Source organism: Paenarthrobacter sp. PAE-2 (genome assembly GCF_026013155.1).
GTDB classification, from domain to species: Bacteria; Actinomycetota; Actinomycetes; order Actinomycetales; family Micrococcaceae; genus Arthrobacter; species Arthrobacter ureafaciens.
In genome coordinates, this window is the sequence record NZ_JAPDNV010000009.1 from 137,095 (window position 1) to 162,638 (window position 25,544).

Sequence of the window (25,544 nt, forward strand, 5' to 3'; positions counted from 1 at the left end):
ATGCACCGGCCCAACCACTGAACGAGAGGATGCACAGTGACCAGCAAGTACAACGCCGCCTACATGAAGCGCTGGAAGATCGACCACGACCGCGGCCTCACCCGAACGACAACACCCGCCCGCGCCAGCGAACACATTCGGCAGCTCATCAGCCAACACGGCGTCAGCATCCGGTCAATCGCAGACGCCGCCGGCATATCAGCAGGCACCATTAGCCTGCTGAATCGCGGGAAACAAACCAGCATCAAACGCACCTACGAAGCCAAGATACTCGCAGTCACCGCCGAAAAGATCTTCAATCGCAGCCTGAGCACCGGCTTCGTCCCAAACATCGGCGCTCGCCGACGTTTGCAGGCTCTCATGGCGATCGGCTGGCGACACCAGGACCTGACCAAGCGGGTCGGATTCAGCACAGGCACAATGATGCACCAACGCGGAAACTACATCAGCCAGTTCAAGCACGAGGCAGTGCTGAAGGTCTATGACCAGCTGTGGAACGTACCTGGCCCAGCCGACGGCCGCACCATGACCCGCGTAGCCAAAGCAGGGTACGCGCCACCCTTGGCGTGGGACGACGAATCCATCGACGACCCGGCAGCCGCGCCGGACCTCGGAACCCCTCTAAACAGCCGAGGCCGGCCAGCACTAGGCGAAGCCAGGATCAAGAAGATAGACGCGCTCGCCGAAGACGTCGATTATCTGCGCCGCACCGGAGCCGGCATCGAAGAGATCGAGCAGCGAACGGGAAAGCGCTGGGCCGACATCCGTTCAGAGCTCCACCGTGCCGGGCATCAGGAAGTCTGCGACAAGCTACTGATCCAGCTTGACAACCCAAAACGAACCCCGCGGAAGGCCGCGGCGTGAGAGCTAAAAGAATCAACACCCAGGTCCCGAAGAAAGAAGGTCCACCCAATGCCATGGCTGAAGCAGGGCGACGCGGCGGCGAATCACCCCATCGTCCTCGCAGCTGTGGAAATGGAAGACGCGGATGACCGAATCCTCAACGAATGCTTCGGCTTCGTGGCCCGCTGCGCTACTCAGGCTGCAGCGTATGAACAGGACTACATCATCAGCGTCGGCACCGCCCGGCAGATGGCCGGATCGCTGGGCCGTTACAACGAACTGATCAAAGCTGCGAAGTACTGCGGCTACCTCACCGAAACCAAGATCACCGTGGAAGGCGAAGAACGCAAAGCCTTCAAACTGGTTGAGGACAATGACCTCTTCCACATGATTCTCAAGGCAGAAAGAGAGTGGAACAACCAGAGGAAGAGGGACACCCGCAACCCCGAACTCACGTGGAGAGTCAGAGCCCGCGACGGCGACGCCTGCCGCTACTGCGGCAAATCCGTGGCTTGGGGAGACACCAAGTCAGGGCGCGGCGCAACCTACGACCACACCAACCCCGGCCAAGCCGGCACCGTAGACACACTCGTTGTCTGCTGCCGGGAGTGCAACGGACGCAGACAAGATGACCCCGAAAGCAACTGGAAGACCATCCCAGTCCCGGCGGAGCCCCTCATCGGCGAAGCAACGGCCGCTTTCATCGCCAAACACGGCACCCCGATAGAACCCACCTACACCCGACCCGGCACACCGGCCGCCACCAAAGCGGCAACGGACGAGACGCAAGCCGTAGAGCAGCCCACGCAGGCAGCTCCGGCACACAAAGAGGCAACGGCACACTCCGGCCCCGAAAGCGACTCCGCAGCACACAAGGCCACGGTCAGGCACTCCCCGGCAGCAACGGCACACCCGGCTGTAACGGCACGAAGGACCAACACCAGACCAAATCCGGACCCAGGACACAGGTATCCCGGATCTGGATTTGTCGGGACGGGTAGGGACGGGACGGGTCAGGCAGGTAAGGGAAGTGCAGGGCAGGAAGCCCCGCGCACCTCCCAGGGCAAACCCAAGAACCAAACCAGAAGAAGACGCCCCCGCAACCGAGGACGAAACTGAACATGCCTACCAAACGACTTTCATCACACAACTCACCATCAGAAGACCAACTGCAGGGGTCTGTCCTGGAACTGGCCCAATACTTCGGATACGAACTGCGCTACCACAACCCAGATAGCCGGCGCTCCCAGGCAGGCTTTCCGGATCTCGTCCTCGGCAGCTTGTCCAAGAGGCGAGTCCTGTTCCGGGAATTGAAGACTTCAACGGGTCGGTTGCGCCCTGCCCAGGTCCTTTGCTTGAAGATCCTCGAATTGGCCAGCCTCGATGTTGGTGTGTGGCGTCCCGAGGATCTGCAGAGCGGACGAATCCAGCGAGAACTGAGAGGGGACAAATGACCACCTGCACGACAGAGGGTTGCAGCCGGCAGACTTCGCTCTACCTGTGCACTGACTGCATCGTGGAGTTGGATTCACTGCTTGCTGATGTCAGGCCGCTGCTGCAGTTCATCGGCGGGGCCATAGATCAGACGGCCGTGACCAGGAGCCCGGGCGCGAGCGGTGGCGGCGGAGGCGTCGCTAAGTCCCGGCCTGCCATGAATGTGGATGCTTACCTGCTGCGGGCATGGCTGCACCAGCTCCCGGCCCGCGCATATGACACGGCAGTGGACAACCCGGACGCTGGGAAGATTCTGTTCATGGCCCGCGACTGGATCCAGAAAGCACGCGACTTGGTATGGGGTCCGGAAGACTCCCGGGTCTACGGCCGATGCGAGGAGCCACTTGAAGGAGAGGATGAGGACGATGACCCGATCCCCTGCGACGGCCAACTGGTTGCCCATCCAGACGAAGCCACGGTCAAATGCCCCGAGTGCAACACCGTCCACAACGTCAGCGATGTACTGGCGAAGCTGAGACGCAAGGTAAGGGGGGAACCAATGACGCCATCGGGAGTCAGGGACCTGCTGCGGGCTAAGGCGAAAGCGGTCATCACCAAGAAGGACATCGAGAACTGGGTCAGCAGGGGAAAGTTACGCTACGTGCTAGACCACGTCAGCAGCAACAGCAGAGACCGGAAGATCTACTATCCAGGGGATGTACTGCAGGTGTTCGAAGACATGAGGGCACGCAATAGAGCGTTGATGTGATTTTGTAGCTCAGAATGTAGTACCCTCAAAACGAGGGGATAGCTGTCCCCAAAGCTTTGGATGAAGGCCTCGACGGATTACCGTCGGGGTCTTTGTCGTGTCCGAGGTGGTGACGCTGGCGTGAACGGCATGAGCATCCCCGCCTGGTCGGGACGCCGGGCAGGTGAAGCGCTCCTGAAGGTCAAGGCCGAGGGGAGTCGGAAGGACAAGCCTTGCTGCATCTGTAAGCAGGGCATCGACTACTCGCTGACCTATCCGCATGAGCAGTCCTGCAGTGTGCAGCACGTGAAGTCACGGAAGCTCTACCCGCATCTGACGTGGGAGCCCAGCAACTGGGAGCCAGCCCACCTCTCTTGCAACAAGGCAGCTGGCCCGGGTGAAGACCTGGGCATGGGCGTAATGTCCGAGGACTGGTAGCCGTGGTCCGGATAGTTGTTGTGCTGTGTGGCCCACCAGGTGCGGGTAAGACCACGGCAGCCAGACAGTCAGGGTTGCAGGTCTTCGACCGTGACGACCCCCAGTGGTCGAGTGAGAAGCAGTTCACCGAGGCGCTCACCGCGCTGGGTAAGGATCGAAGGGCGCAGGCCGTAGTAATCAGGACCGGCGCCACGTCAGCGGCCCGGGCCAAAGCAGCGCAGCTGGTCGCCGCCACTCACGTCTACCTGCTGACCTCCGATCAGAACGAACTGGCCCATCGCATCAGGCAACGGGACCGGGCCGACAAGGTCAACACCCTTGTTGGTGTCAGGACTTGGTTCGAACGGTTCGACCGTGCCGATGGTGTCAGGGACTTCCCGGGCTGGTCCGCGATCCACGAACCGGACCTCGGTGTGGTGTCCGACGACTGGTAGGTCGCCAAAAAATCCAGCCTGCCGCCGCCCCGGACACTCCCCGCCTGCACCTCCCTCTCCCCCCGGGGTCGCGCCGCATGGAATTGCCCCGAAATCGTTGAATTGGCGGGGAAAACGGACCCATCATCTTATCCGAAAGGCCCGGTTCAGTCATGGCAATTGTTGGCAATCTCACACTGGTCATTTCCGCCCGTATCGGCGACGGCGAGCCGCACGATATCGGTGAGGTTGAGCTGCCTGTCGTGACTGAGAAGATTCACACGGTCGGGAACGTCTCGATCACCGCTCGCACTCGCGTCGACGAAGTGGAGCTTGCTGACAGGCTCAAGGATTTCGCCGCTGCAGTCGGCGACGAGCTGGCGGAGGCCGCCGCGCCGGAGCGGATCAGGGATCGCATGCGCAGGATGATTGGCTCCGCTTTGGAGATCGATCCCCCGTCCTCTGGCTTCGCCGCTCGGTTGGCCGAGTCGAAAGCGCGGATGGCGAAGACCATTGTCCCGTCGATTCTTGACGTCCCCGAGCACGTCATCATTGGAGCCCGTCAGGAAGGTAAGACCCGGTTGGCGTTGAAGTGGCTGGACGATGCCCCGGAAGGCGTGACACGGGTTCTGGTGGTCAAGGACGGTCGGCAGGCCGAGCAGCTCAACCTTGAACGCGGCCGCCCGCGCAAGCACAGCAGCATCATCGGCTACCGCACGCTGATCAACCAGGGCGCTCGCCAAGGCGTTGAGTACGGCCTCGATGAGACGGACCAGATCCTTGCAGCTGTCCTCGGCCTGCGGTCCTCGCTGCGGCTGGTGACGGTCTGCCACGCCGACACGTGGCAGACCGAGCCGTAGAATGCATGACCGCCAGGCCTTCAGGGAAGCTCACGAAGGCGGCGAATCGATCCGAGGTATCAGCCGGGGCCGAGGCGCGTCCCGGAACGCTGTTCGCCGGGCTCTGCGCTCAGGGGCCAGAGACAGCTACTATCGGCCCTCAGCGTCCGAGGACGCCGAACCGGCCGTACGGGACGTTCTGGCCGACTACCCAGCAATGAGCGTCTCGGATATCGCCCTGCTGATCGACTGGCGGAAGTCCCGACGGCAACTTTCCGACCTTGTGGCCCGGCTGCGGCCCCGGACCGTCTGCGAATGGCCTGCCATTGAGGCCCGCCCGTTGCACTCGATCACCATCGGTCGCCTGTACACGAAGCCGCTCGACGTCGGCAAGATGAAGATCGGGGAGCTGAACCTATGACCAAGCGCAAACCGTCCGACGCCCTTGAGCCGATCGAGGCCCCCGACCATCTGCCCAAGCCCGTTGCGGACGTGTGGCGTGAAATCGTGGCCAGCAATGACCTCGTGGGAAAGGTTGACCGGGTCGCTCTGGAAACCTACTGCACCCTGACCGCTCGCCTACGCGAAGCCCGCGGCAGGATCGAAGAAGAGGGCATGGTTGTCACCGACACCCGGGGCAAGGTCATCCCTCATCCCGCGCTCGCTGTCGAGAGGTCCACTGCCGAGCAGATCCGAGTGTGGGGCGACCGCTTTGCCCCCCTCGTGAAGCCGACCAGGAAGAGCGGTTACATCGCTGACGCGACCGCCCGAACTATCACCGAGGCCAAGCATCTGCACGGGGCGCGCTTCGCCGGTCCCGTCGCTGCGTTGAAGACGCTGGCGTGGATGATCGACGAAGCCCAGCGGGACAGCATGGAGGCCCTTCAGAAGGCCATGACCACGACTGTTCCCCAGTATCTGAAAGCCTGCGCCGAGCTGCAGGTAACACCGGCCTCGATCCCGGGTGTCGGAGTTCCCGCCGCTGCACCTGCAGAGGGCGATGCGCCGGCCGATGAATCTAAGCCGGAGGGTGCGAGTGTCACAGACTTCCAAGCTCGCGCCAGGGCACGCCGCTCCGGTTAGTGGCCCTAACGCGGTTGACCCGGGCGACTACTACCGCCAGGTCTGCCACGTTCCGGAACCGGACCAGACCGGGGTCAAGAAGCCTAAGATCTACGGCTACGCCGAGCCCCGTATCTGCACCCCGCCGCTGCGGGCGCTGACACCGGACACGACGCTTGGTTATGACGTCATCGACTTCGCACGCGATGTCCTGGGCGTTGAGCTATATCCGTGGCAGAAGGTACTGCTGTGCCGGATGCTGGAGTTGCTCCCGGATGGCTCGTTGAGGTTCCGGACGGCAGTTGTGCTGATCGCCCGCCAGAACGGCAAGAGCACGTTGTCACAGGTGCTGGCGCTGTGGTTCATGATCGTATGGGGCTGGCCCCTGGTCATGGGCACCGCGCAGGATCTCGAAACTGCTGAGGAAGTCTGGCAGGGTGCCGTAGACCTCGTGGAAGAGGACGAGAACCTCTCCAAGCTCCTCAAACGAGTCGTCAAGGTCAACGGCAAAAAGGCCCTTGAGCTGAAGCCGCAAGGCTCGGACGCCAAGACGGGCAAGAAGACCGGCCCCCGGTACAAGGTCAAGGCAGCCAACCGGCGGGCAGGTCGTGGTTTCACCGGCAACCTGATCATGCTCGATGAGCTGCGCGAGCATCAGAACTGGGAAGCTTGGGGCGCGATCACCAAGACGACCATGGCGCAGGCCGAGGCGCTGATCCTTGCGCTGTCCAATGCCGGCGATATGACCTCCATCGTCCTGAAGTACCTCCGGAAGATGGCCCACGAGGCCATCGGGGATCCGGACGGCATCTGTGAAGAAATCGGGGCCGCGGGGCCGACGGCGCTCGACGTCGCCGACCTCGTTGAGGGCGACCTTGACGACATCGACGATGACGAGCTGGCCGAGTTCGAACAGGACGAAGACACCCTTGGCCTGTGGGAATGGTCCATGGCCCCCGCGACGGACAAGCGCGACCGTAAGGGCTGGGCACAGGCGAATCCCTCGCTGAACTGGAACCCGGGCTTCACCGAGCGCACCATCGCATCGGCCTGCAGGACGGACCCCGAATGGGTATTCCGCACTGAGGTCGGCTGCCAATGGTCGGAGGGCACCTTGACCGGGCCGTTCCCGCCAGGCGCGTGGGACAAAGGCAAGAACGTCCTGGTCAACCGTGACGACGGAACGGTGGGCGTTGCCGACGAGGACCGGATCATGCCGGGCTCCCCCGTGTGGGCGGGCGTGGACCAATCGCACGACCGGTCCACGACCTACATCGCCTTTGGCGGCTTCAGGGCCGATGGGAAGTACCAGGTCGAAGTCGTGACCGCCCGACCTGGCTCGGACTGGGTCAAGGAATGGCTGATGGACGACAAGCGTCGGGGCAGGATCAAGGCCGTAGCCGGGCAGTCCAAGGGAGCGCCGATCTCCCCGCTGATGGAGGATCTGGCGGCCGATGAAGAATTCACCATCCCGGTTGTTGAGTGGTCAGGAAGCGACCTCACGAGCGGCTGGGCCGACGTCTTTGACGCCGTCCGCGACGAGACAGTCAGGCACAACCCACAGCCGGTCCTGGACACCGCGGCAGCCGTCGCGGTCCTCAAGGTCTTCAGTGGCGGTGCAGCGTTGCCTGACCGTAACGCTTCCCCTGCGGAGATCGCCCCGCTGATGGCCTTCATCGCTGCCAAGTGGCTGATGAGCCGCCGCGTCGCGGAGGCACCTCCACCGCCTCCGGAGCCGGAGGCCCTTAGCACGGAAGACACGGCATATGACGAAGACAATCTGGCCCGGGTGGGCTTCTGATGAAAGGAGCGCCGCATGGTAGATCCCATTTCGGCTCCGACGTCGGAAAAGGGTTATGTTGGCCCAAGCTCGCAATGGTGGGCTTCGCCTGACGAGGAAGAGACTCCCGAACTTCGGTGGCCCCTCAACGTCGGCGTGTATGACCGAATGCGCAGGCAAGACGCGCAGGTCATCTCCGTTATTCGAGCTGTCACTTTGCCGATCCGCCGAACAGCTTGGCGGATCGATCCGAACGGTGCCCGACCGGAGGTTGCCCAACAAGTAGCCGACGATCTGGGTCTGCAGCTGGTGGGTGAAGGTGATCGCCCAGTCCTTCGAACCCGGGATAGGTTCTCATGGTCCGGACACCTGCGGCTCGCGCTCCTTATGCTCACCTTCGGGCATTCCGTGTTCGAACAGGTCTACCGGATCGATGAGGCAGGCTTGGCTCGGCTGAGGAAGTTGGCTTGGCGTCCACCCAAGACAATTTCCCAGGTTGACGTAGCAGCTGACGGCGGGCTGGTAGCCATACATCAGCACGGCCAGAACGGCGCCAAGGGTGCGAAGATGGGCGTCGAACGCCTGGCGGTCTACACCAACGACCGTGAAGGCGGGAACTGGCTAGGCCAGTCACTCTTGCGGCCAGCATACAAATACTGGCTCCTCAAGGATCGACTTCTTCGGGTTCAAGCCCAGACCGTTGACCGTAACGGCATGGGCGTCCCGATCTACGAAGGGTCCAAGCTCCCCGACTCCGTGACAGGAGAGGAACGAACGCAACGGGAGCAGAAGGAGATGGACGCCGGCCTAAAGCTCGCCCGAGGCTTGCGGTCCGGGGACAGCTCCGGTGGGTCGATCCCGAACGGCGCGAAAGTCACCATGCAGGGAGTGCAGGGCAACCTGCCCGACGCCGACAAGCCGATCCGTTACTACGACGAGCAGATTGCTCGCGCAGTCCTGGCGCACTTTCTGAACCTCGGTACCGAGACCGGGTCCTGGGCCCTTGGTTCCACCTTTGCGGACTTCTTCACGTTGTCGCTGCAGACGGTCGCCAAAGAAATCGCTGACATCACCACTCAGCACGTCATTGAGGATCTCGTTGACATCAACTGGGGGCCGAACGAGCCAGCGCCAAAACTGGTCTTCGAAGAAATCGGGTCAAGGCATCCAGCCACAGCGGAAGCCATCAAGGCCCTCATCGAATGTGGCGCGCTCCGGGCAGATCAAAAGCTCGAGGAACACCTCCGCACAACCTACGGCCTGCCGGCGGCGGATTCCGAAACAGCCAGGGAGTTCAAGCCCGCACCAGCGACGACCAGCCCACCGCGGCAGCAACCCCAGGAACCTCGCCCGGGGCGCCCATGAGAAGGAGAGCACAAGTGACACACCCATTGCGGCCTGCCAATACCAACCGGCAGCCCTGGTACCGGATGGAAGCGCAGAGCGGTTCCACCGCGGACGTCTTCATCTACGACGCAATTGATAGCTGGTACGGCGTGGACGCGGCCCAGTTCGTACAGGACATCGCCGCCCTTGATGTTGAAACCATCAATCTCTACGTGAACTCCCCCGGCGGCTCGGTATTTGACGGCGTCGCCATCATGAACGCGCTTCGCCGGCATAAGGCGCAAGTAGTTGCAACCGTCGACGGGCTGGCTGCCTCCGCAGCATCGTTCATTGTCCAGGCGGCTGACGAAGTGGTCATGGGGTTCGGCTCGGAGATGATGATCCACGACGCTTCGGCCATCTGCTGGGGCAACGCGGCCGAAATGACCGAGACAGCTTCGATCCTCGACCAGCTGTCGTCCACCATCGCAGGGATCTACGCAGAGCGAGCAGGAGGCACTGCCGACGAGTGGCGCGACGCCATGCGCGCCGAAACCTGGTACAGCGCAGAGGAAGCCGTAGCAGCCGGACTCGCAGACCGCGTCGAAGCGAGAAACAGGGACGAAAGCAAAGATGGCACGGAGTCCTCTAACTCTCGCTTCGACCTGACCGTCTTCGCACACGCAGGAAGGCGCAACGCACCTGCACCCGCGACGGCAACCGCCAACCACGAACGCCGCCCCAACCTCCGTTTGGTGGACGGCTCCGCACTGGCAACTGCCGTCCATATGGCCGCCAAGGCCACCCCCACACCTCCGGCCGAGCCGAAGGACATAACCAACCCCCAAGAGGAAGGAACCGACACCATGTCGGAAGCACTGACACAGGGGCTCCGTGAGCGGCTCGGCATCCCGGCCGCAGCAGACCTTGACGAAAACGGCTTGTTGGCCGCGCTCGATGAGGCGCTCGCAGAGCAGGAACCAGCACCGGCAGCTCAGGCTGCTCCCGGAACCGTCCTGCTGGACGCAGACCAGTACGAGGCGCTGCGGAACGACGCCAACCAGGGCCGCGAGGCACGGGAGCAGCAGCTCGCAGACAGCCGCGCATCCCTGGTGACCGCTGCCGTGAATGACGGCCGCATCTCCCCTGCCCGCCGAGAGCACTGGATGAACACCCTCGAAGCGGACCCGGGCATGGCCGAAACTCTGGCCAAGCTCGAAAAGGGCCTTGTTCCGCTCGAAGCCAAGGGCTATGTGGGCGGCGTAGACGAGGCCTCTGACGAGGATCAGCTCTACTCCAAGTTCTACCCCGGAAAGGAAGGCTGACCATGGGCCAGCACGTACGCCTCTTCGACGACGGGGCACCCGTCACTTTCACTGCCACCGTTGATGTCGTCGGCGGCCAGCTGCTGACCGTGACTGGACCGCGCAGCGTCTCCCCGACGTCCGGTTCCACCGCGGCGTGGGTAGGCACCGCCGCATTCGACGCTGCGGCCGGCGAAAAGGTCACCGTCCTGCCCGGGGGCGTTCAGCGCATCCTCGCATCGGGAGCCATCGCCGCTGGCGCCCGAGTGATTCCGGCAGCCGCCGGCAAGGTCGTCACCATCGGCGCAGGCGACGCCGCACACGCTGTCGGCACAGCACTCACGGCGGGCACGGACGTTCCCGTTGAAATCCTGATGGACCACTAGGAGCCCGCATGTACACATACCCTGCGCCGCCCGCCACCGTCTCCGGTGGTACGACGGTCGAAATCCACCACCTCCTCAAAACCCCGTCGCTGATCGCCCGGCGTGTTCGCACCCTGGCCGCCCAGCGGTACATCGCCGATGTCCTGCTTCGCGGACGTTTCACCGCTGTAGGCGGGGCCATCCTCTACGAAACGGGTGAACCCATCACCACGGACGACAGCCCCGAAGCTGTTGCCCCGGGTGGTTCGTACCCGAAGACCACGGCTTCCGGCGGTGAACTGGCCGCTGCGAAGACCACCAAATGGGGCCAGGACATTCCGGTGTTCGACGAGGCCATTGCTCGCCTCGGCATCAACCCTGTGGAGCGCGCCTTCACGAAGCTGGTGAACCAGTCCGTGAAGTTCGTCGACTCGGCTGCCCTCGGTGTGATCGCCTCCAAGATCACGCAGACGTTCAACGCCACCGGCGCGGGTGCGCCTGGTGCGTGGACCGACGGTGACGCCATCGTCGAAGGTGCCCTGCTTGCCAAGGCCAAGGTCACGGCGCTGGATGAAGGCTACGACCCCAACACCATCGTCCTGAAGGACGAGCAGTGGGCAAAGGCCGTCGCACGCTTGAACGCGGCCGGTCTCCTCCCCCGGGAGGCGGGCAACCCGCTCATCACGGGCATCTGGCCGCAGGCCCTCGGTCTGACCTGGCTCAGCAGCAACCACACCCCTTCCGGCAATCCCTTGCTGGTGGACGCTGATCAGCTCGGCGGCATGGCCGACGAAGAGATTGGCGGCCCGGGCTACACCCGCGCTGGCGATGGTGTGGGCGTCGAAACGAAGGCAATCCGGGATGACGACCACGACGGCTACAACCTGCGCGCTCGCCGCGTGACGGTTCCAGTCGTTCTGGAACCGAACGCCGGAATCATCATCACGAATACGGGGCTCTAATGGGACACATCGTTACTGCCACGTTGATCGTGGCTAAGACCGGCGACACCGAGCGGTACTTCGACAAGGGCGCAATTCTTCCCACCAGCGTTTCTGCTGAGGAAAAGAAGCGCCTGGTCGCTGCGGGTCTCGTGAAGTACGAGAAGGATGCCTCATCGGGAGCGTCCGGCGACGCTGCGGCAGCGAAGGCAGCCGCGGACGCCGCTGCCAAGGAGGCCGCCGAAGCAAAGGCCAAGGCCGACGCTGACAAGACCGCAGATACCAAGTAGAGGGGGTGGGCGTCATGGCAACTGATCTCGCTGACCTTGGGACTCTTGAAAAGGCCTGGCGCCCGCTCACCGCTGCTGAACGGCCCAAGGCAGAGTACTACTTGGGCATGGCCTCACGGGCCATCAGACGGCGCTGGCAAGACATCGACCTGCGCATCACTAACCCCGGCGACCGCCTGACTCATGAGGACGTCGCCGACGTTGTAGTGCAGATGGTCCTTAGCGCGGTGGACGGCCCGCCCGTCCGTGGCGCGAAGTCCTTCTCAGAATCGGTCGGCCCGATGTCCCGCACGGCAACACTGCTGGCCGGCAGCACCAACCCCGCAAACATCGAGGACTGGATGGTTGAAGTCATCGAAGGGCGAAGTGCAGCCCTCCCGCAATTCCACGCCCCGCCATCGGGCAGGTACGAAAACCTGTTCGAATGGCAGGAAGGCAGGAACTGATGTTCCCCCTACCGAACGGCGAAACCGTCAAACGAGAACGCGCAGCGCTCGCCGAGGATGCCTTCTCCGGCGAGCACACCGTTCGCGATTGGTCTGACCCGGACACGATTGACCTGGTCGGTGTCGCTATTGCCCCATCAAGCAGCACTGAATCGGTAACGCCGGAACGAAACACCGTTACGACAGCAATGAGCCTCTACGGGGCCCCAGGGATCGACGTGCTTCCATTTGACCGCATCCGCGCCCGTTCGGGCTTGTGGGAGGTCGAAGGCGAAGTCGCTGACTGGAAGAGCGCTTTTACTGGTTGGAACCCTGGCGTGGAGTTCCGTGTCAAAAAGGTAGTGGGTTGATGCAGGCATGGAGTACAATGATGCGTTCTTCGAGCGGCTGGGTAAATCTGCTGAAGTTACGGGCCTTTGTTCTGATGTCGCCAATCAAGTCGCCTCGGTCGCACGGGCGACAGCCCCTAGAGACACGAACGATTACGCCGAAGGTATCGGCGTAGAGATTGTGGAGCGGGACCGGCGCAACGTTGCCTTAGTGGTAGCCAGGGATGAGAAGTCCATGCTGATTGAGTCGAAGACCGGCAACCTAGCCCGGGCGCTGAACCAGGTGAAGAAGAGTGGGTAGCCGGGTCCTGTTCACTGATCTGGAACTTTATCTGACGGGCCGGATACGGGCGGAGCTGGCCTCCATCGGTTCGCCGATCACTCAGGGCGTGTTTGTCAGCAATCAGTTTCCGAGCCCTGCCCGTCCCAAGACGGTGGTTGTCCGGGATGACAGTGGCCCCACCACATCGATAATCACCAAGGAACTAAGCGTTGGCATCACAGTGCTCGCGGGCGATGATCCCACGCAGGGGCAGCAAGCGACAGAGCTGGCGAATTTGGTCTTCATGATTGTGGCGGACTGCGCAGGGCCCGAGCCGGGCAACCCTGTGGCTAGGGTCATCAACGCCACCGGCCCTTACAAGGTCACCGAAGAATCGGGCCAGCCACGACGGTACATGACCTTCGAACTGGCAGTCGTCGGCACCCCATACCCCTAAGCACTACCCAAACCAATCAACCAGCCATTCACGCCTGTGGATGGTTTTTCTATTTGGAGGCAAGTAATGGCTGCTGATGAACTCGGCAACGACGTTTCCGCCGTTGGTGTACCGGTAACCGGTCACATCGGCTTCGCGCCGGAAGGTACTGCTGGCCCGACGCCGGCCGCTGGTGCTTCCCGCTCTTTCACCCTTGATCCGGATTACAAGGTCCCGGGCCTCCTCACTGAGGACGGCGGTTTTGAGTGGACCTTGGAGCCGGACGGCGATCCCATCGTGTTCTGGCAGGACGGTTACTCCCTGCCCACCGGCATCGCGACCGCTGAGCTGGTCCTGAAGCTGGCCCAGACAGACGAAATTGTCCGTTCCATCACCCGCGGCAAGACTGCCGATGAGAACGGCTACATGACCGTCGACGCGGGCGGCCACGCGGTTCAGTACTCCGTCTTTACGGAGGAAATCTTCAAGAACGGCGTCATCCGTCGCCGCTGGGCTCCGAAGGTCAGCATCAAGACGGTCAAGGAAGACAAGAACGAGCGCGGCAACGTCCTCGGTTACGAAGTCACCCTGACTATCCACCGCTCGCCGCTGGTGAACAACGAGCACTTCGGTGAATGGCTGATCCCGGCCCTGGCATCCGTCACGGCGGCCAGCATCACCGCGGTTGAGGGTTCCCCGGACCCTGCCGGCACTGGCGAGCTCGTGACGATCACCGGTACGGGCTTCGCGACCACCACGGCGGTGACCATCGGCGGCACGGCAGTGTCCGACTTCGATGTGGTGTCCAACACCGAGCTGACGGCCGTCCTGCCTGCTGGCGCTGCTGGCCCGGCCAACGTGGTCGTGACCAACTCCGTGGGCGCCTCGGCGGCGTTCTCCTACACCCGCGACGTTTAGTCGCCTTTCTACCTGTGGTCCTGCGCTCCTTGATGGGTGGGCGCAGGGCCACAGCTCAACCCATCACCACCCATCGGATAGTGAGAGCACATCATGACTACACGCAAAGCAGCAGCTGAAAAGCCCCGCTTCCTCGTGGTGGAGGACAAGCTTGTCTGCCAGACCACCGAGGGCGAAATCTCCATCCCTCTGCGCTTCAAGACCAAGCTCTTGCGCCAGTTCGGCAGCATGGATCAGATGGACGCGTTCTTCCTGATCCTGGACGAAATCGCTGGGCCTGAGACGGTGGCCACGATCGATGAGCTGGACATCATGGAGACCACCGAAATCATGGTCGAGTTCTTCAAGGTGTTCGAGGACAAGGTGCAGGCCACCATGGGGGAATTGCAGCGCTCCTTGAAGTAGTCGAGGAGCACCGCCCCGCGCTGTCTTATGACTTCCGGCACCGTCTGCATTGCTCCGTTGAGGACATCGGCGGCTCAGTGAGCTACCGCGAAGCCATAGACCTGATTGACCGGCTGCGAACAGAGATGGGCTCCCACCTGTTCGCGTCCATGAGCGGCTGGTCGTTCGCCATGGACCGCCAAAGCTTTTACGGCGCTCTGCTGCTCACCAAAGTCCACAACGCGCTGTCCTCCAAGGGGGACGCCCCGCTGCGGCTGCCGTGGCCGTGGGACGAGCAGGAAACGCCGGAAGCCGAGAAGGTCACCGTCGAAGAGCGCCAGCAGCTTGCAGCTGAGCTGAAGCAAAGCAGCGCCTTCGGTCAATTACGCACATAGAGGAGGGCTGATGACTTCCGAGGTTGGATCCGGCCAGGTAGCCATCTTCCCTACGTTCCGTGGTTTCCGGAGCAAAACTAACGCGGAAATGTCTGGCGCCGGCCGTGAAGGCGGCAAGAGCTTCAACTCTGCCTTCAATGTCGGCGCCGGTGATCCGGGTCAGGCTTTGATCAAGAAGCTGAACGCTCAGATCGCCTCAGGTTCTAAGGCGCTCTCCGGTGCTCGCCTCGCTGAGCAGGACGCAGCGGGCAAGGTCCGAGTGGCCGAAGTTGCGCTGGCCGAGGCGCGGGCCAAGGGCGGGGAAACCAGTTCCAGGGCCATCGCCGCTGAGGAACGGCTTGCTGCAGCCCAGCGGAAGCTGGTTGACGCCCAGACCAGAACCAAGCAGTCCACGGACCAGCTGAAAGACGCCCAGTCTAGGCTGGCTGACGCGACCAGCGACGCCGGTTCCTCCGGTGAGCAGTCCGCCAACAGGTTCGCCCGCGGCTGGCAATCCCTGAAGCAGCGCCTCTCCTCTACTGTCCGCGGTTCCGTGGACGATGCTGGGAACGCGGCGAAGTCCTCAGCGGAGGACGCCGGCAAGAAGTCCGGTGGGGCATTTAGCGCAGGGTTCAAGGGCGCCATGGGTGCCCTTGCCGGGGTGTTCGCGTTCGATACCGTCAAGGACTTCTTCAGCGGCGCTGTGAAGGGCGCCGGTGACCTGGAGCAGTCCGCGGGAGCGATCCAGTCTGTCTTCAAGGGCAGCGCCTCGGAGATGCTCAAGTGGTCCACCGAGGCCCAGAACAGCGTCGGGCTGACGCAGAACGAGTTCAATGAGCTCGGCACACTCATCGGGGCGCAGCTCAAAAACGGCGGCACCGCCATGGACGAGCTGGCACCAAAGACCAACCAGCTCATAGGCCTGGGCGCTGACCTGTCTTCCATGTTCGGTGGCACCTCCCGCGAGGCCATCGAGGCCCTGTCGTCGGCTCTGAAGGGCGAACGGGACCCCATTGAGCGCTACGGCGTCTCCCTGAACCAAGCAAAGATCGACGCTGAAGCGGCTGCACTGGGCTTCAAGAAGGTTGATGGGGCGTTCGAGAACAACGCCCAGCAGGCGGCAACCCTGTCGCTGATCATGAAGCAGACCGCTGACGCACAGGGCAACTTCGCGAAAGAGAACGACACCCTTGCAGGTCAGCAGCAGCGCGCGGCTGCTGGGTGGAAGAACATCACCACTTCAATCGGTGGGCTGTTCCTTCCGACGCTGACCAAGGTCTACGGCTTCATCAACACCAGCATCCTGCCCACCATCCAGAGTCTCATCAACCGGCTAGGCGATGGTGGCCTGGCGGGGATCTTCCCAGGCCTTGGCGGCGCGATCAGCAACTTCTGGTCCGGCCTGACCATGGGCGGTGACGTTCGAGCCGAGTTCGATGGGCAGCTGTCAGGGTTCGTGGCCTTCGGCGCTGGACTCCGGGCTGTCTTCGACATCGTGAAGCCGTTGTTCCAGCAGGTCGGGGCTGTGGTAGCAGACCTCGCTCCCACTGCCGTGGAGTTTCTGTCTGCGTTTTCTCCGATAGGGCTGCTCTTTCAAGCTCTGCAGCCTGTCCTGCCGCAGATCGTGGCGCTGCTAAGCAGCCTCGCCGGTGTGGCAAGCGGGTTGCTAACCAGCGCCATGGTGCAGCTGACGCCGTTGGTGCAGCAGCTGGTCACGATGCTGGCGAGCAACTTTGTCAGCATGATGCCCCTGGTGACATCGCTGTTCACACTGTTCCAGGACATTCTGGTGGCCCTAGTGCCCGTGGTGATGAGCCTGTTGGCAGCTATCATCCCGCTGGCAACGACGCTGCTCACCCAGCTGGCTCCGATCTTTACGGAACTGATCACGGCCGTCCTGCCGCCATTGATTTCGATCATCGGGAACATCGTCGCGGCCATCGCTCCCCTGGTCACCACTATCGCCGGCCTGCTGATCCCGATCATTCAGGCACTGATGCCCATCATCGTCACCGTCTTCGGTGTGATTGTGGACATCATCAGCGCGGCAATGCTGGTAGTGCAAGGGATTATCGAGGTCGTCACCGGCATCATCTCAGGGAACTGGGCTCAGGTCTGGTCCGGGATCCTGAACATCATCGGTGGCGTTTTCCAGCTGATCATCAACGTCATATCCGGCGCCATTCAGCTTGTGATGTCCGTGGTTCTGAACGGCCTGAACGCGCTGGTGGGCTTCTTCACCTCCGCGTTCACCGGCATCGTGAGCTACGTAGTCACCTCGTGGACGTCGATCATCACCGGCGCGCAGGGGATGCTCGCGGACCTGCTGGGCTTCTTCGGCGGTATCGGTGACGCCATCCTGGGTGCCTTGGGTAATATCGGTGGGCTGCTACTGGACTCCGGCAAGTCCCTGATTCAGGGCTTCATCGACGGAATCATGGGCATGGCTGGGGCCATCGGGGATGCCGTTGGTGGCGTGCTGGAAGGGGTCCGGGATTTCTTCCCGTTCTCCCCGGCCAAGCGCGGCCCGTTCTCCGGAAGCGGGTACACCACCCATTCCGGCAAGGCACTGGCCGGTGACTTCGCGGAAGGAATCGTCAGTGAGCAGAACAAGGTCCAGTCCGCGGCCAACACCATCATGAACGCGGCGTCACTGACCGGAGAGCAAGGCGCCACCAGCACGCGCACGGTTGCGAGGTCCGGCACGCCTGGATCTGCTTTGGCCGGCGCGCAAGTCACGGTGAACATGCCTATCCGGGATCAGATGAGCCCCGAAGGTGTAGCGAGGGCATTCGATAACCAACTCAACTACAAGCTGAGGACAGTGAATGCTTGACGAACTGTATGTGGTCGTGGACGGGCTGGAGTTCCACGGGAGGCCGGGGCTTGGCCCGTTCACGATCACTGAAAACGGCTTGGACGGCTGGACTGACAGTGTGCCGTTGAGGGGCGAGAAACTGCCCTGGCCCCAAGGCCACGGATCGCTGGTACTCCCCCGCTATCAGGAGTCCCGCACGGTAACGCTAACCGGGGCGATCCTCGGCAAGAGCATCATGGATCGTGAGATTCAGATGAATGCACTGTCCGGGCTGCTCGCCTATGGGCAGCTCGGGCGGGTGCAGGTCACTAAGGGCGGCATCACCCAGTGGGCGGACGCTTCGCGGGACAGCCTCAGCATCGATGAAATTCGGGGTAGCAACAACGCCACGTTCCAACTGCAGCTGTGGTGCCCGGACCCGCGAAAGTTCGGTCAGGCCAGAGGCCCGTTCGTGGCCTCGGTCGGGTCTAACGCTGCCGGAGTTCACCACAAGGGCAACGCCGGGGCCACGCCAGTGATCCAAGTGGCCGGCAACATGCCTGGCGGCTACGTCCTGACCATCAAGGGGCAGGTCTTCACGGTCACTCAGCCTCTGATCCCTGGCCAGCCTCATGAGGTGGACTACGGGACGGGGCGCGTGCGCATCAACGGGGCTGTCATTCATGGCGGCATCGGGTACGGCTTCACTCCGCTCGTAACTCCGGGCACGCCCACAGTGCTGGCTATCGCCCCGCGGCCACCGTTCACCGGCACGGCCACGGCAACGCTTATGCTCTTCGACACCTACATTTAGGAGGCCCGTGTGTGGAAGTACTACTCCATCAGCACGGACTCGTGGGCTGACAAGATCGAAATCCCTGCAATGTCCTTCTCTGGTGGGCGGGCTCTGAATACTGGCAGCCGGGGTTCGGCAACGTTCAAGGTCAAAGACCCCAAAGTGGCCGAGGTCCTGAGCCTGTCCTCGATCCAGCTGATGGAGCGGGCGCTGGTGGCCACGTGGAACGAAAACGCCGTGTATGCGGGTTTCCTCGTGGACGCCGAGGAAGACCAGAAAAATGGGACTCTCACGGTCCAGCACGAGGATATTTGGTGGGTTCTCGCGCGGCGTTACCTCCTCTCCATCCGAGGTAACGGGGACCAGTCGGCCCCGCCGATCCGTTGGAGTAACGTCACGCTCGCCTCGATAGCGAACCTCATCGTGAAGAAGCTCCTCACCGGTAACCCGGATGCCAGGTACAACATGCCGATCATCACCAGCGCGGCAGTGGCCGGCACAGCCACCCGTGAGTACTTCGGGTACGAGTTCCTCAACGGCGCCGCTGCCCTGGATGACATCATGTCCGCTGACGGTGGCCCGAACATCGAGTTTGACTGCAACTGGAACGGGCCTGGCCTTGAATGGGTGATGCGCTCCGGCGTGTTGGACTCTGGGCTGTGGGAGTGGGATTCCACGGCTGCAATGACTGAGGTGGACCAGCTGAAGCTGAAGACCAACGCGCAGAACATGGTCAACAAGGTCATTGGCACGGGTGAAGGGTCCGAACGTGATCGGCTTGTGCGGGACGCCGCAGACTTCAGCCGGCCTATCCCGGCGTTGGAGCTAGTCAAGAACTTTGGCAGCAAGGACGGCGCGGAGCTGCAGTCACGCACCACGGCGGCCTTGCACGCCAGCAACGACCCTACCCAGCAGCTGAGCTTCAGGATTCCCACCACGGGCGAGGTTTCCGTTGCGGACCTGCGGCTGGGCGGCACAGCGCGGGTGAAGTCCTCAGGCTTCTACTACCTTGACGCCGGGTGGCATGACTGGCGTCTCATCTCCTTCGACTTCGACCAGGACTGGATCAACCTCCAGTTCCAGCAGATAGGCGGATGACGTGGTAGCGATCGACAACATGGCTGACCCCATGCGGGCCATCCAGGCGCTTGTGCGCAGGGTTGAGAGATTGGAGAACAACACCAACCAGAACCGCTCCGCTATCGGGCGTGGTGGCCTGTCAGTGTACGACGGCGGCATGATCACCATCGAAAACGGCGGCCTACGGGTCACCGGATCAGCCGAAATCATCGGCACGTTGAACGCCAACGGCACGATCAACATGACTGGCATCTTCATAGCCTCGGGTGAGATGCAGCTCAACGGCACCACCGTCGCCACGGGCGAGTTCAACATCGACGGCCCGCTGCTGGTCGACGGGAACACCACGTTCAACGGCGAACTCACCATCAACGGCATCACCAATATCACGGGCGACACCACGGTTACCGGGAAGCTGGTCACTGACGGGCCTGTGGACATCAACGGGCTGACCAACATCACAGGCGACCTCGAAGTGTCCGGCACCATGGACATCAACGGGGCAGCGACCCTGAACAACGATCTGACTGTTGCTGAGGGCAGGAAGATCAAGCTTGGTGGTCTGACGCTGGAGAACACCGGCACGGGGGGTGGGACGCTGAACTTCCCCAACGGTTCAGTCTCATCCAGCACTGCATTAGGGATGCTGCTGGCTAGCGGAGTCGCTATCGAGCTGGCAGCCCCAGTCCTAAAAGTGAGTGGGATGCAGCAGATTTCCGGGGTGACGCCCAACGTCTATTTGGACAACACCGGCAACCTGAAGAAGATCGTTTAGCTGAACCTGTTGTACTTTGTGCACAAGTAACGGCCTGCATAGGCGGCAACAGCGTATGCATTGTCGCCGGCAATGCCATCGGACCCAGCAAGAGCAGAGATTTCCTCCGTCGTCTTGCCTTGGCCATAGAGTCCGCACGCGACTTCCGCACCCTTCAGGAGGTCATCGTCTGAGGGGATCACTCCATCGCGCCAGGCGTTGAGAGCGTTCTTCACGCCGGCAAGATAGCGGCCCCGGGCGCTGTCGTCGTAGAACTCAGAAGGCAGGCTTGCGGTCGGAGACGGAACAGCGCTCGCTGAGGGGACGGCCAGCAAAGGGGCGATCTTCGAAGACGCCCCTGCTGATTCGGGGCTAGTGGCAGTCGGAGTGGCCTCGCCAGAGGGTGCAGAGCACGCGGTCAGTCCGAGCAGGCCAATCAGGATGAGTCCCCCAAGTTTTCGCATGCGCCGATTCTACCGAGCGTCGAGACAGATTAAAACACCAAGGCCCCGCTTCTCCGGGGCCTTTTCCTTGTCCAGGAGGCGACATGCCAGCAGTACCCGGCAACCTAACTGAGGTCAATTTCGGGCACCTCGTTGGGAAAGCTCCAGAGATCCTTTTCACTCTGAACGCGCCGAACGCGAAGCCCGGGGTAATGATCCCTACCGAGCCGGTCTCAGTAGCCCCGGCTGCGGATGGTTCGTTCACCGCGAACCTGCAGTCCACCGAGGACATGATGGACGACGCCTGGTACACGGTCTCTATCAAGTGGCTCGATTCCCCAGGGAAGTACGTGAAGGCGGACTGGCCGGACTGGCAGCTGCGCGTCCCGCTTGGTGGGGGCACGTTCTCTGACCTGTTTGGCCGGCCGCCGAAGAACTCGTTGATGTTCTACGTGTCCCTGTCCCCGCCAACCAGCGTCCCCAAGGGCACGTGGTGGCTTGAGGACGATCCCACCGACCCGGAAAACCCCCTCAATACGGGGAATCTCCACCAATTGAGGAAGGTCTAATGGCTGAGAACTGGGCATGGGTTTATGTCGCGAACATCCGTGGCGCGAGGGGTCCGCAGGGCCCTGCTGGCACCGGGTTCAAGGGCACGCTCCCGAACAACACTGACGTAAACACCCTGACGAAGCAGACCGATTCCGGGTTCTGGCACCTGTCCGCGAACAACACCTATACGAACCTGCCTGCCAGCTTCTCCGGTGCTGGCCAGATCGAGGTGAGCGTTACCGGCGCTTCATCCGGTGAGCACAGGGTTGTCCGCTACGGGTTCCCTGAAACGTACCGACGCAGCATCAAGAACTACTTCTCCACCCCGAAGACGTTCACTGATTGGGAGTTGGAGAAGGACCGCATCATTGATGTGCCTTCGGGTGCGAATCTTGATGATTACCGGACCACTGGCCGGTACATGGTGCAGAACACCACCATTGCCACGTCGTTGACTGGTGGGTGGCCTACTCAGATCCCTCGCGGGCCGGTCTACTTTGAGGTTGAGGCCACCGTTGCCGGGATTGTGTTCCAGCAGATGTACTCCTACGGGGCGTCGCACACGGCCCTGTCCCGCGCCACTGTCGCGCTGACTCCTTCGCCGTACCCGTTCGGTGCGTGGAAGGATCTGGGGGCGGCATCGTCCGCCACGGACCCGTCCAATGCTGGCCTGGCGAACGCTGTCCGGTTGGATGACTTCTCATTCCGGCGCGGCGGATCCAAGAAACTCCCGTTCGGTGCGGGGGCTGTGGCGTTGCGGTTCGATCACGGGTTGAACAACTTCAACACCGAGGCCCGCCCGTTATTGGAGGCCCGCAACCTCAAATACCTGCTGGCGCTCAACTCACGGGGCTGGTCCACGACGGAGAACGACACCGTTACCGCGGCCATGGTTGATGCTTGGGTTGCTGGAGGGCTGTGCAAGATCGGCAACCACGGCGCCCACCACAACGACTGCACCACACTCGCAGCCTTGCAGGACTGCATTGTTACCGGCCTCGCTGAGTTGAAGGCGCAGTTGCCTTCCGCGTCAATTGACGGGTGGTTCGTGCCCGGTGTTGGCGGGACCAACTACAACGGGTTCAACGGCGGGCAAACCCCCGAAGCGTTCTACAACACCGACGCGGGCAGGCTCATCCTTGAGAACCATGCCGTGTCCTCGGGGGCGTTCCCGAACACCTCACAACGCGTCCTGGACGGCAGGCCCCGGCAGGGCATGGGCCACTTCACCATGGACACCTCCACGGTCTCCGCGATCACCGCACAGATCGACGCGGCGATCACGAACCGGACAGGTTTGCAGCTCATGTGCCACCCCTCGCTGCTGAACACGGCGGGGAACATCACCACAGCCCACCTCACCACCGTCCTGGACTATCTGGTGACGAAGCAGACAGCCGGGGATCTTGTGGTGCTGGACCCGTACGAACTGCTCCTAGCGGACGCACGATGACCCGCCAGGCATGGCAATGACAGGAGGGGCAAGCGTGTGGATGCAGCGATCATCACCGCTGTTGGGGGGATCCTCATCGCCTGTGGAGGTGGAGCTTGGAAGCTCATCGACAGGTCAGACAAGAAACGCGAACGGAGGGAGGCGGCCGTGGAAGAACTCCTGAAAGCCAGAGTCGCCTCCCTCGAAGCGCAGCTACAGAAGCAGGCAACCGACTTCGAGAAAGAACGGCGTCGGTCCAAGCGGTACAACTCCCGAGTCAAAGCAGCCGCCGGCAAGTGGCGGGAGCAGCTGCTGATGCACGACATCCAACCCGATCCCGCCGAATGGCCGACGGAGGATGACCATGACGACACTGAATGATCCGGAGCTGGAAGCAGCACAGGCTGAAGCAGCCAAGTCGAGACAGGCTGACAAGCGAACGAAACTGTTGCTTGCCGGCCTGTCCCTTCTGCTGCTGGCCGCTGTGGCTGTTGCGGGGTGGCTGGCCTTCGATAATCACCGGTTGGCGGTCACGAATGCCCAGTACGGGGCAGAGCAGGCGCAGGAAAAACAGAACCTCGCGCAAGCGGCCACGGACGCGCTGTGCAAGACAACAGGCCAGGACGCGGCAGCCAGTGAGACGTGCCGGAATCTTGAACGGGCAGCGACCGAGCCGACACAGGGGCCGCAGGGCGTCCAAGGCATTCAGGGCATCCCGGGACCTCAAGGTATCCCGGGCCCGCAGGGTGAGCCCGGCCCGAAAGGCGACACCGGCACTACCGGCGTTAACGGTGCTGACGGGGAGGATTCGTCGGTGCCCGGCCCTCCAGGACCCCAAGGCGAACGAGGACCCACAGGGCCGGTTGGTCCAGCAGGACCCGCTGGTGCTGACGGGGCCAACGGCGCGAACGGCGCCGACGGCAAGGACGGGGCAGCGCCAACGTCCATCACGCTCACTGACAAGGACGGCGTGACGCACACCTGCACACCAAACCCGCCCGGATCCACCACCTACACATGCGCCGCGACCGCTGCGCCGAAGACATAGGAGCGTCATGGCATTCGAGCTTTCACGGTTCCAGTTCTGGCTCACCTCGGTCCTTGGCGCGTACATCGACGTCGACCGGTTCGCCGGTGCCCAGTGCTGGGACCTTCACGCACACTTCGCCAACTTCTTCGGTCTGCCCGTCATCAACACCACGGGCGGGACCGGTAAGTGGGCAGGGTACGCGGGCACCATGTACCGGGACTACCCGCAGACGAAGGCCATCAGGTCCTCGTATGTGCAGGTTCCCCCCACTGAGCTGGCAAGGCCGGGCGATCAGGCCATCTGGGGTGATTCGTTCTGGTACTACCCCGCAACCCATGTCGCCGTCGTGATTGAGGACCGCGGCTACGACTACATCCGGTGCGCCTCCCAGAACAGCTCCGAAAGCCGCTGGGACAATCCCTTCCCCGGTCAGTCGTCCGGGCCCGTACTTGACCAGTGGCTACCTAAGCAGGGCCTTCTTGGCTACCTGCGCCCCGTCGAAAGCCTTGTCCTGCAAGGCGAAATCATCACACCAAAGGAGGACACCTTGTCCGCTGAAGAAGTGCGCCAAATCAACGACCATACGACGCTGATGCTGAATCAGATCGCTCTTGACGGCCAGCTCGGCGGGCGCACCCGCGGCGGTATGGCTGACGTTGCCGACAAGGTTGGTGACGTCTGGACCTGGCTTCGCGGAGGCGAATCGGGGAAGCGTGTTGCCGGACCAATCCCCGCCATGCTCGCAGGCATCCAAGGCCAGAATGCTGGGCTGTTGGAGGCTGTGAAGCAGCTGGCGTCCAAGCCCGGCTCCCCCGTCGATCTGGCGGCCGTTGAACAGGCAGCCAAGGCCGGTGCTGCTTCCGCGTTGGCGGACCTGCAAGCCACCGCCACAACCACTGTCACTTTGAGCCAGGAAGGCTAACCCATGCTGACATCCATCCTCCGAACGGTAGTCCCCGCCCTGTGGGGATCTTTCATCGCGTGGGCCATCAGCCTGCTGCCGATCCTTGAGCCGCACCGTGAGGCGTTGCTGGAGTACGGCACGCCATTGTCCGCTGTCGTGGCGGCCGTGATCATCGCGGCGTGGTATGCGTTCTGGCGTTGGCTGGAACCGAAGCTGCCGGACTGGTTGAAGCGTGCTGCTCTCGGCTCTGCCAAAACCCCCAGCTACGGCAAGCATGAGGCGGGCGCCCCGGTCACGGGCAACATCACGGTAGCGGAGAACGGCCAGATCGTTCACGACTCCCGCGAACGCCCCACCAACTAACCGAGTCTGGAGCTAGGAGCCCGCGTGACAGTTGTAAACATCAATTTGGCGGTCCCGGCTCCGGACGGTTCCCTTGCCCCGGCGTCCGGTCTGCTGAGGTTCACCCCGACGCAGCGCCGGACGTCGGAGGGCGGGGCTGTGGTGTTGCCGGTGCGGTTCCAGGCTGACCTTGTTGAGGGGGCTGTGGATGTGGACCTTGCGCCCACGGAACCGGGCTGGGTGTGGCGGATCGATGAGCACGTGATCGGTTCGATGGGCCGGACGATCTACACCACCATCCCCGAGGACGGCCCGGTGCAGTATTCGGATCTGGTGCCGTTGGATCCTGGCTCGTTGGCGCCGGCACCGTCCACTGACCCGGCATGGGTTGCACCGCTCAACGAACTGGCCGAACGCCTCAGCGCCACCACGATCACCCCGGACCCGGACCACCCCGGCCTCTACCTGATAGGAACCTGAAA

Annotated in this window: 34 protein-coding genes; 33 read left to right on the plus strand and 1 reads right to left on the minus strand. The window is 62.6% G+C overall.

Annotated features, from left to right (window positions below; translation table 11 throughout):
* Positions 1-36 precede the first annotated feature (36 nt).
* From OCL88_RS08195 to OCL88_RS08315, 26 genes are all read left to right on the plus strand, one after another.
* Complete coding sequence (locus OCL88_RS08195; protein WP_264962179.1) at positions 37-864, plus strand: helix-turn-helix domain-containing protein; 828 nt, start codon at positions 37-39, stop codon at positions 862-864.
* A gap of 48 nt (positions 865-912) precedes the next feature.
* Positions 913-1,962 carry an HNH endonuclease gene (locus OCL88_RS08200; RefSeq protein WP_264962181.1) on the plus strand — a complete coding sequence of 350 codons (1,050 nt, stop codon included), beginning with the start codon at positions 913-915 and terminating at the stop codon, positions 1,960-1,962.
* Positions 1,963-1,964: 2 nt separating this feature from the next.
* Positions 1,965-2,297: a VRR-NUC domain-containing protein gene (locus OCL88_RS21270; protein ID WP_413775454.1), complete on the plus strand. Its 333-nt coding sequence runs from the start codon at positions 1,965-1,967 to the stop codon at positions 2,295-2,297.
* Positions 2,294-3,046: a hypothetical protein gene (locus OCL88_RS08205; RefSeq protein WP_264962182.1), complete on the plus strand. Its 753-nt coding sequence runs from the start codon at positions 2,294-2,296 to the stop codon at positions 3,044-3,046. The genes OCL88_RS21270 and OCL88_RS08205 overlap by 4 nt, the downstream gene beginning before the upstream one ends.
* Before the next feature lie 129 nt (positions 3,047-3,175).
* Complete coding sequence (locus tag OCL88_RS08210; RefSeq protein ID WP_264962183.1) at positions 3,176-3,463, plus strand: hypothetical protein; 288 nt, start codon at positions 3,176-3,178, stop codon at positions 3,461-3,463.
* 74 nt (positions 3,464-3,537) lie between these two features.
* Positions 3,538-3,897: a hypothetical protein gene (locus tag OCL88_RS08215; protein ID WP_264962184.1), complete on the plus strand. Its 360-nt coding sequence runs from the start codon at positions 3,538-3,540 to the stop codon at positions 3,895-3,897.
* Between the two features lie 152 nt (positions 3,898-4,049).
* Positions 4,050-4,736: a hypothetical protein gene (locus tag OCL88_RS08220; RefSeq protein WP_264962185.1), complete on the plus strand. Its 687-nt coding sequence runs from the start codon at positions 4,050-4,052 to the stop codon at positions 4,734-4,736.
* Positions 4,737-4,932: 196 nt separating this feature from the next.
* Entirely contained in the window at positions 4,933-5,136 is a 204-nt protein-coding gene (locus OCL88_RS08225) for a hypothetical protein (RefSeq protein WP_264962186.1), read from the plus strand.
* Positions 5,133-5,798: a P27 family phage terminase small subunit gene (locus tag OCL88_RS08230; protein ID WP_264962187.1), complete on the plus strand. Its 666-nt coding sequence runs from the start codon at positions 5,133-5,135 to the stop codon at positions 5,796-5,798. Before OCL88_RS08225 ends, OCL88_RS08230 begins: the two co-directional genes overlap by 4 nt.
* Positions 5,752-7,578 carry a hypothetical protein gene (locus tag OCL88_RS08235; RefSeq protein ID WP_264962188.1) on the plus strand — a complete coding sequence of 609 codons (1,827 nt, stop codon included), beginning with the start codon at positions 5,752-5,754 and terminating at the stop codon, positions 7,576-7,578. The genes OCL88_RS08230 and OCL88_RS08235 overlap by 47 nt, the downstream gene beginning before the upstream one ends.
* Before the next feature lie 15 nt (positions 7,579-7,593).
* Entirely contained in the window at positions 7,594-8,922 is a 1,329-nt protein-coding gene (locus tag OCL88_RS08240) for a DUF935 domain-containing protein (protein WP_264962189.1), read from the plus strand.
* A 14-nt stretch (positions 8,923-8,936) separates the two neighbouring features.
* Positions 8,937-10,208 carry a head maturation protease, ClpP-related gene (locus OCL88_RS08245; protein ID WP_264962190.1) on the plus strand — a complete coding sequence of 424 codons (1,272 nt, stop codon included), beginning with the start codon at positions 8,937-8,939 and terminating at the stop codon, positions 10,206-10,208.
* A gap of 2 nt (positions 10,209-10,210) precedes the next feature.
* Positions 10,211-10,573, plus strand: a complete 363-nt coding sequence (locus tag OCL88_RS08250; protein ID WP_264962191.1) for a capsid cement protein — start codon at positions 10,211-10,213, stop codon at positions 10,571-10,573.
* Positions 10,574-10,581: 8 nt separating this feature from the next.
* Positions 10,582-11,514 (plus strand): hypothetical protein, encoded by a 933-nt coding sequence (locus OCL88_RS08255; RefSeq protein WP_264962192.1) that lies wholly within the window; start codon positions 10,582-10,584, stop codon positions 11,512-11,514.
* Positions 11,514-11,783, plus strand: coding sequence for a hypothetical protein (locus OCL88_RS08260; RefSeq protein WP_264962193.1), 270 nt, complete (start codon positions 11,514-11,516; stop codon positions 11,781-11,783). Before OCL88_RS08255 ends, OCL88_RS08260 begins: the two co-directional genes overlap by 1 nt.
* A 14-nt stretch (positions 11,784-11,797) precedes the next feature.
* Complete coding sequence (locus OCL88_RS08265; protein WP_264962194.1) at positions 11,798-12,229, plus strand: phage Gp19/Gp15/Gp42 family protein; 432 nt, start codon at positions 11,798-11,800, stop codon at positions 12,227-12,229.
* Positions 12,208-12,579, plus strand: coding sequence for a hypothetical protein (locus tag OCL88_RS08270; protein WP_264962195.1), 372 nt, complete (start codon positions 12,208-12,210; stop codon positions 12,577-12,579). Before OCL88_RS08265 ends, OCL88_RS08270 begins: the two co-directional genes overlap by 22 nt.
* Positions 12,580-12,586: 7 nt before the next feature.
* Positions 12,587-12,859: a hypothetical protein gene (locus tag OCL88_RS08275; protein ID WP_264962196.1), complete on the plus strand. Its 273-nt coding sequence runs from the start codon at positions 12,587-12,589 to the stop codon at positions 12,857-12,859.
* Positions 12,852-13,277 (plus strand): hypothetical protein, encoded by a 426-nt coding sequence (locus OCL88_RS08280; protein WP_264962197.1) that lies wholly within the window; start codon positions 12,852-12,854, stop codon positions 13,275-13,277. The genes OCL88_RS08275 and OCL88_RS08280 overlap by 8 nt, the downstream gene beginning before the upstream one ends.
* Positions 13,278-13,343: 66 nt before the next feature.
* Positions 13,344-14,174: an IPT/TIG domain-containing protein gene (locus OCL88_RS08285; RefSeq protein WP_264962198.1), complete on the plus strand. Its 831-nt coding sequence runs from the start codon at positions 13,344-13,346 to the stop codon at positions 14,172-14,174.
* A gap of 93 nt (positions 14,175-14,267) precedes the next feature.
* Entirely contained in the window at positions 14,268-14,579 is a 312-nt protein-coding gene (locus OCL88_RS08290) for a hypothetical protein (RefSeq protein ID WP_264962199.1), read from the plus strand.
* A 77-nt stretch (positions 14,580-14,656) separates the two neighbouring features.
* The gene (locus OCL88_RS08295; protein ID WP_264962200.1) at positions 14,657-14,953 is read left to right on the plus strand and encodes a hypothetical protein; all 297 of its coding nucleotides are present in this window, start codon (positions 14,657-14,659) and stop codon (positions 14,951-14,953) included.
* 10 nt (positions 14,954-14,963) lie between these two features.
* A complete protein-coding gene (locus OCL88_RS08300; protein ID WP_264962201.1) occupies positions 14,964-17,768 on the plus strand; it encodes a hypothetical protein in 2,805 nt (934 codons plus the stop codon).
* Positions 17,761-18,543, plus strand: a complete 783-nt coding sequence (locus OCL88_RS08305) for a hypothetical protein (RefSeq protein WP_264962202.1) — start codon at positions 17,761-17,763, stop codon at positions 18,541-18,543. The genes OCL88_RS08300 and OCL88_RS08305 overlap by 8 nt, the downstream gene beginning before the upstream one ends.
* A gap of 9 nt (positions 18,544-18,552) precedes the next feature.
* Positions 18,553-19,623 (plus strand): hypothetical protein, encoded by a 1,071-nt coding sequence (locus OCL88_RS08310; RefSeq protein WP_264962203.1) that lies wholly within the window; start codon positions 18,553-18,555, stop codon positions 19,621-19,623.
* A gap of 1 nt (position 19,624) precedes the next feature.
* Entirely contained in the window at positions 19,625-20,380 is a 756-nt protein-coding gene (locus OCL88_RS08315) for an autotransporter adhesin family protein (protein ID WP_264962204.1), read from the plus strand.
* Here OCL88_RS08315 and OCL88_RS08320 read toward each other — a convergent pair.
* On the minus strand, positions 20,377-20,823 hold the full coding sequence (locus OCL88_RS08320; RefSeq protein ID WP_264962205.1) for a hypothetical protein: 447 nt from the start codon (positions 20,821-20,823) through the stop codon (positions 20,377-20,379). The genes OCL88_RS08315 and OCL88_RS08320 overlap by 4 nt on opposite strands.
* Before the next feature lie 83 nt (positions 20,824-20,906).
* Between OCL88_RS08320 and OCL88_RS08325 the strand changes: the two genes are divergently transcribed.
* From OCL88_RS08325 to OCL88_RS08355, 7 genes are read left to right on the plus strand one after another with little or no spacing between them, the layout of a single operon-like run.
* Positions 20,907-21,371 carry a hypothetical protein gene (locus tag OCL88_RS08325; protein ID WP_264962206.1) on the plus strand — a complete coding sequence of 155 codons (465 nt, stop codon included), beginning with the start codon at positions 20,907-20,909 and terminating at the stop codon, positions 21,369-21,371.
* Entirely contained in the window at positions 21,371-22,807 is a 1,437-nt protein-coding gene (locus tag OCL88_RS08330) for a polysaccharide deacetylase family protein (protein ID WP_264962207.1), read from the plus strand. Before OCL88_RS08325 ends, OCL88_RS08330 begins: the two co-directional genes overlap by 1 nt.
* Positions 22,808-22,843: 36 nt before the next feature.
* Complete coding sequence (locus OCL88_RS08335) at positions 22,844-23,167, plus strand: hypothetical protein (RefSeq protein ID WP_264962208.1); 324 nt, start codon at positions 22,844-22,846, stop codon at positions 23,165-23,167.
* A complete protein-coding gene (locus tag OCL88_RS08340) occupies positions 23,151-23,834 on the plus strand; it encodes a collagen-like protein (RefSeq protein ID WP_264962209.1) in 684 nt (227 codons plus the stop codon). Before OCL88_RS08335 ends, OCL88_RS08340 begins: the two co-directional genes overlap by 17 nt.
* 7 nt (positions 23,835-23,841) lie before the next feature.
* Entirely contained in the window at positions 23,842-24,738 is an 897-nt protein-coding gene (locus OCL88_RS08345) for a hypothetical protein (RefSeq protein ID WP_264962210.1), read from the plus strand.
* A gap of 3 nt (positions 24,739-24,741) precedes the next feature.
* A complete protein-coding gene (locus tag OCL88_RS08350) occupies positions 24,742-25,083 on the plus strand; it encodes a hypothetical protein (protein WP_264962211.1) in 342 nt (113 codons plus the stop codon).
* 24 nt (positions 25,084-25,107) lie between these two features.
* Entirely contained in the window at positions 25,108-25,542 is a 435-nt protein-coding gene (locus tag OCL88_RS08355; RefSeq protein ID WP_264962212.1) for a hypothetical protein, read from the plus strand.
* Positions 25,543-25,544: the final 2 nt, after the last annotated feature.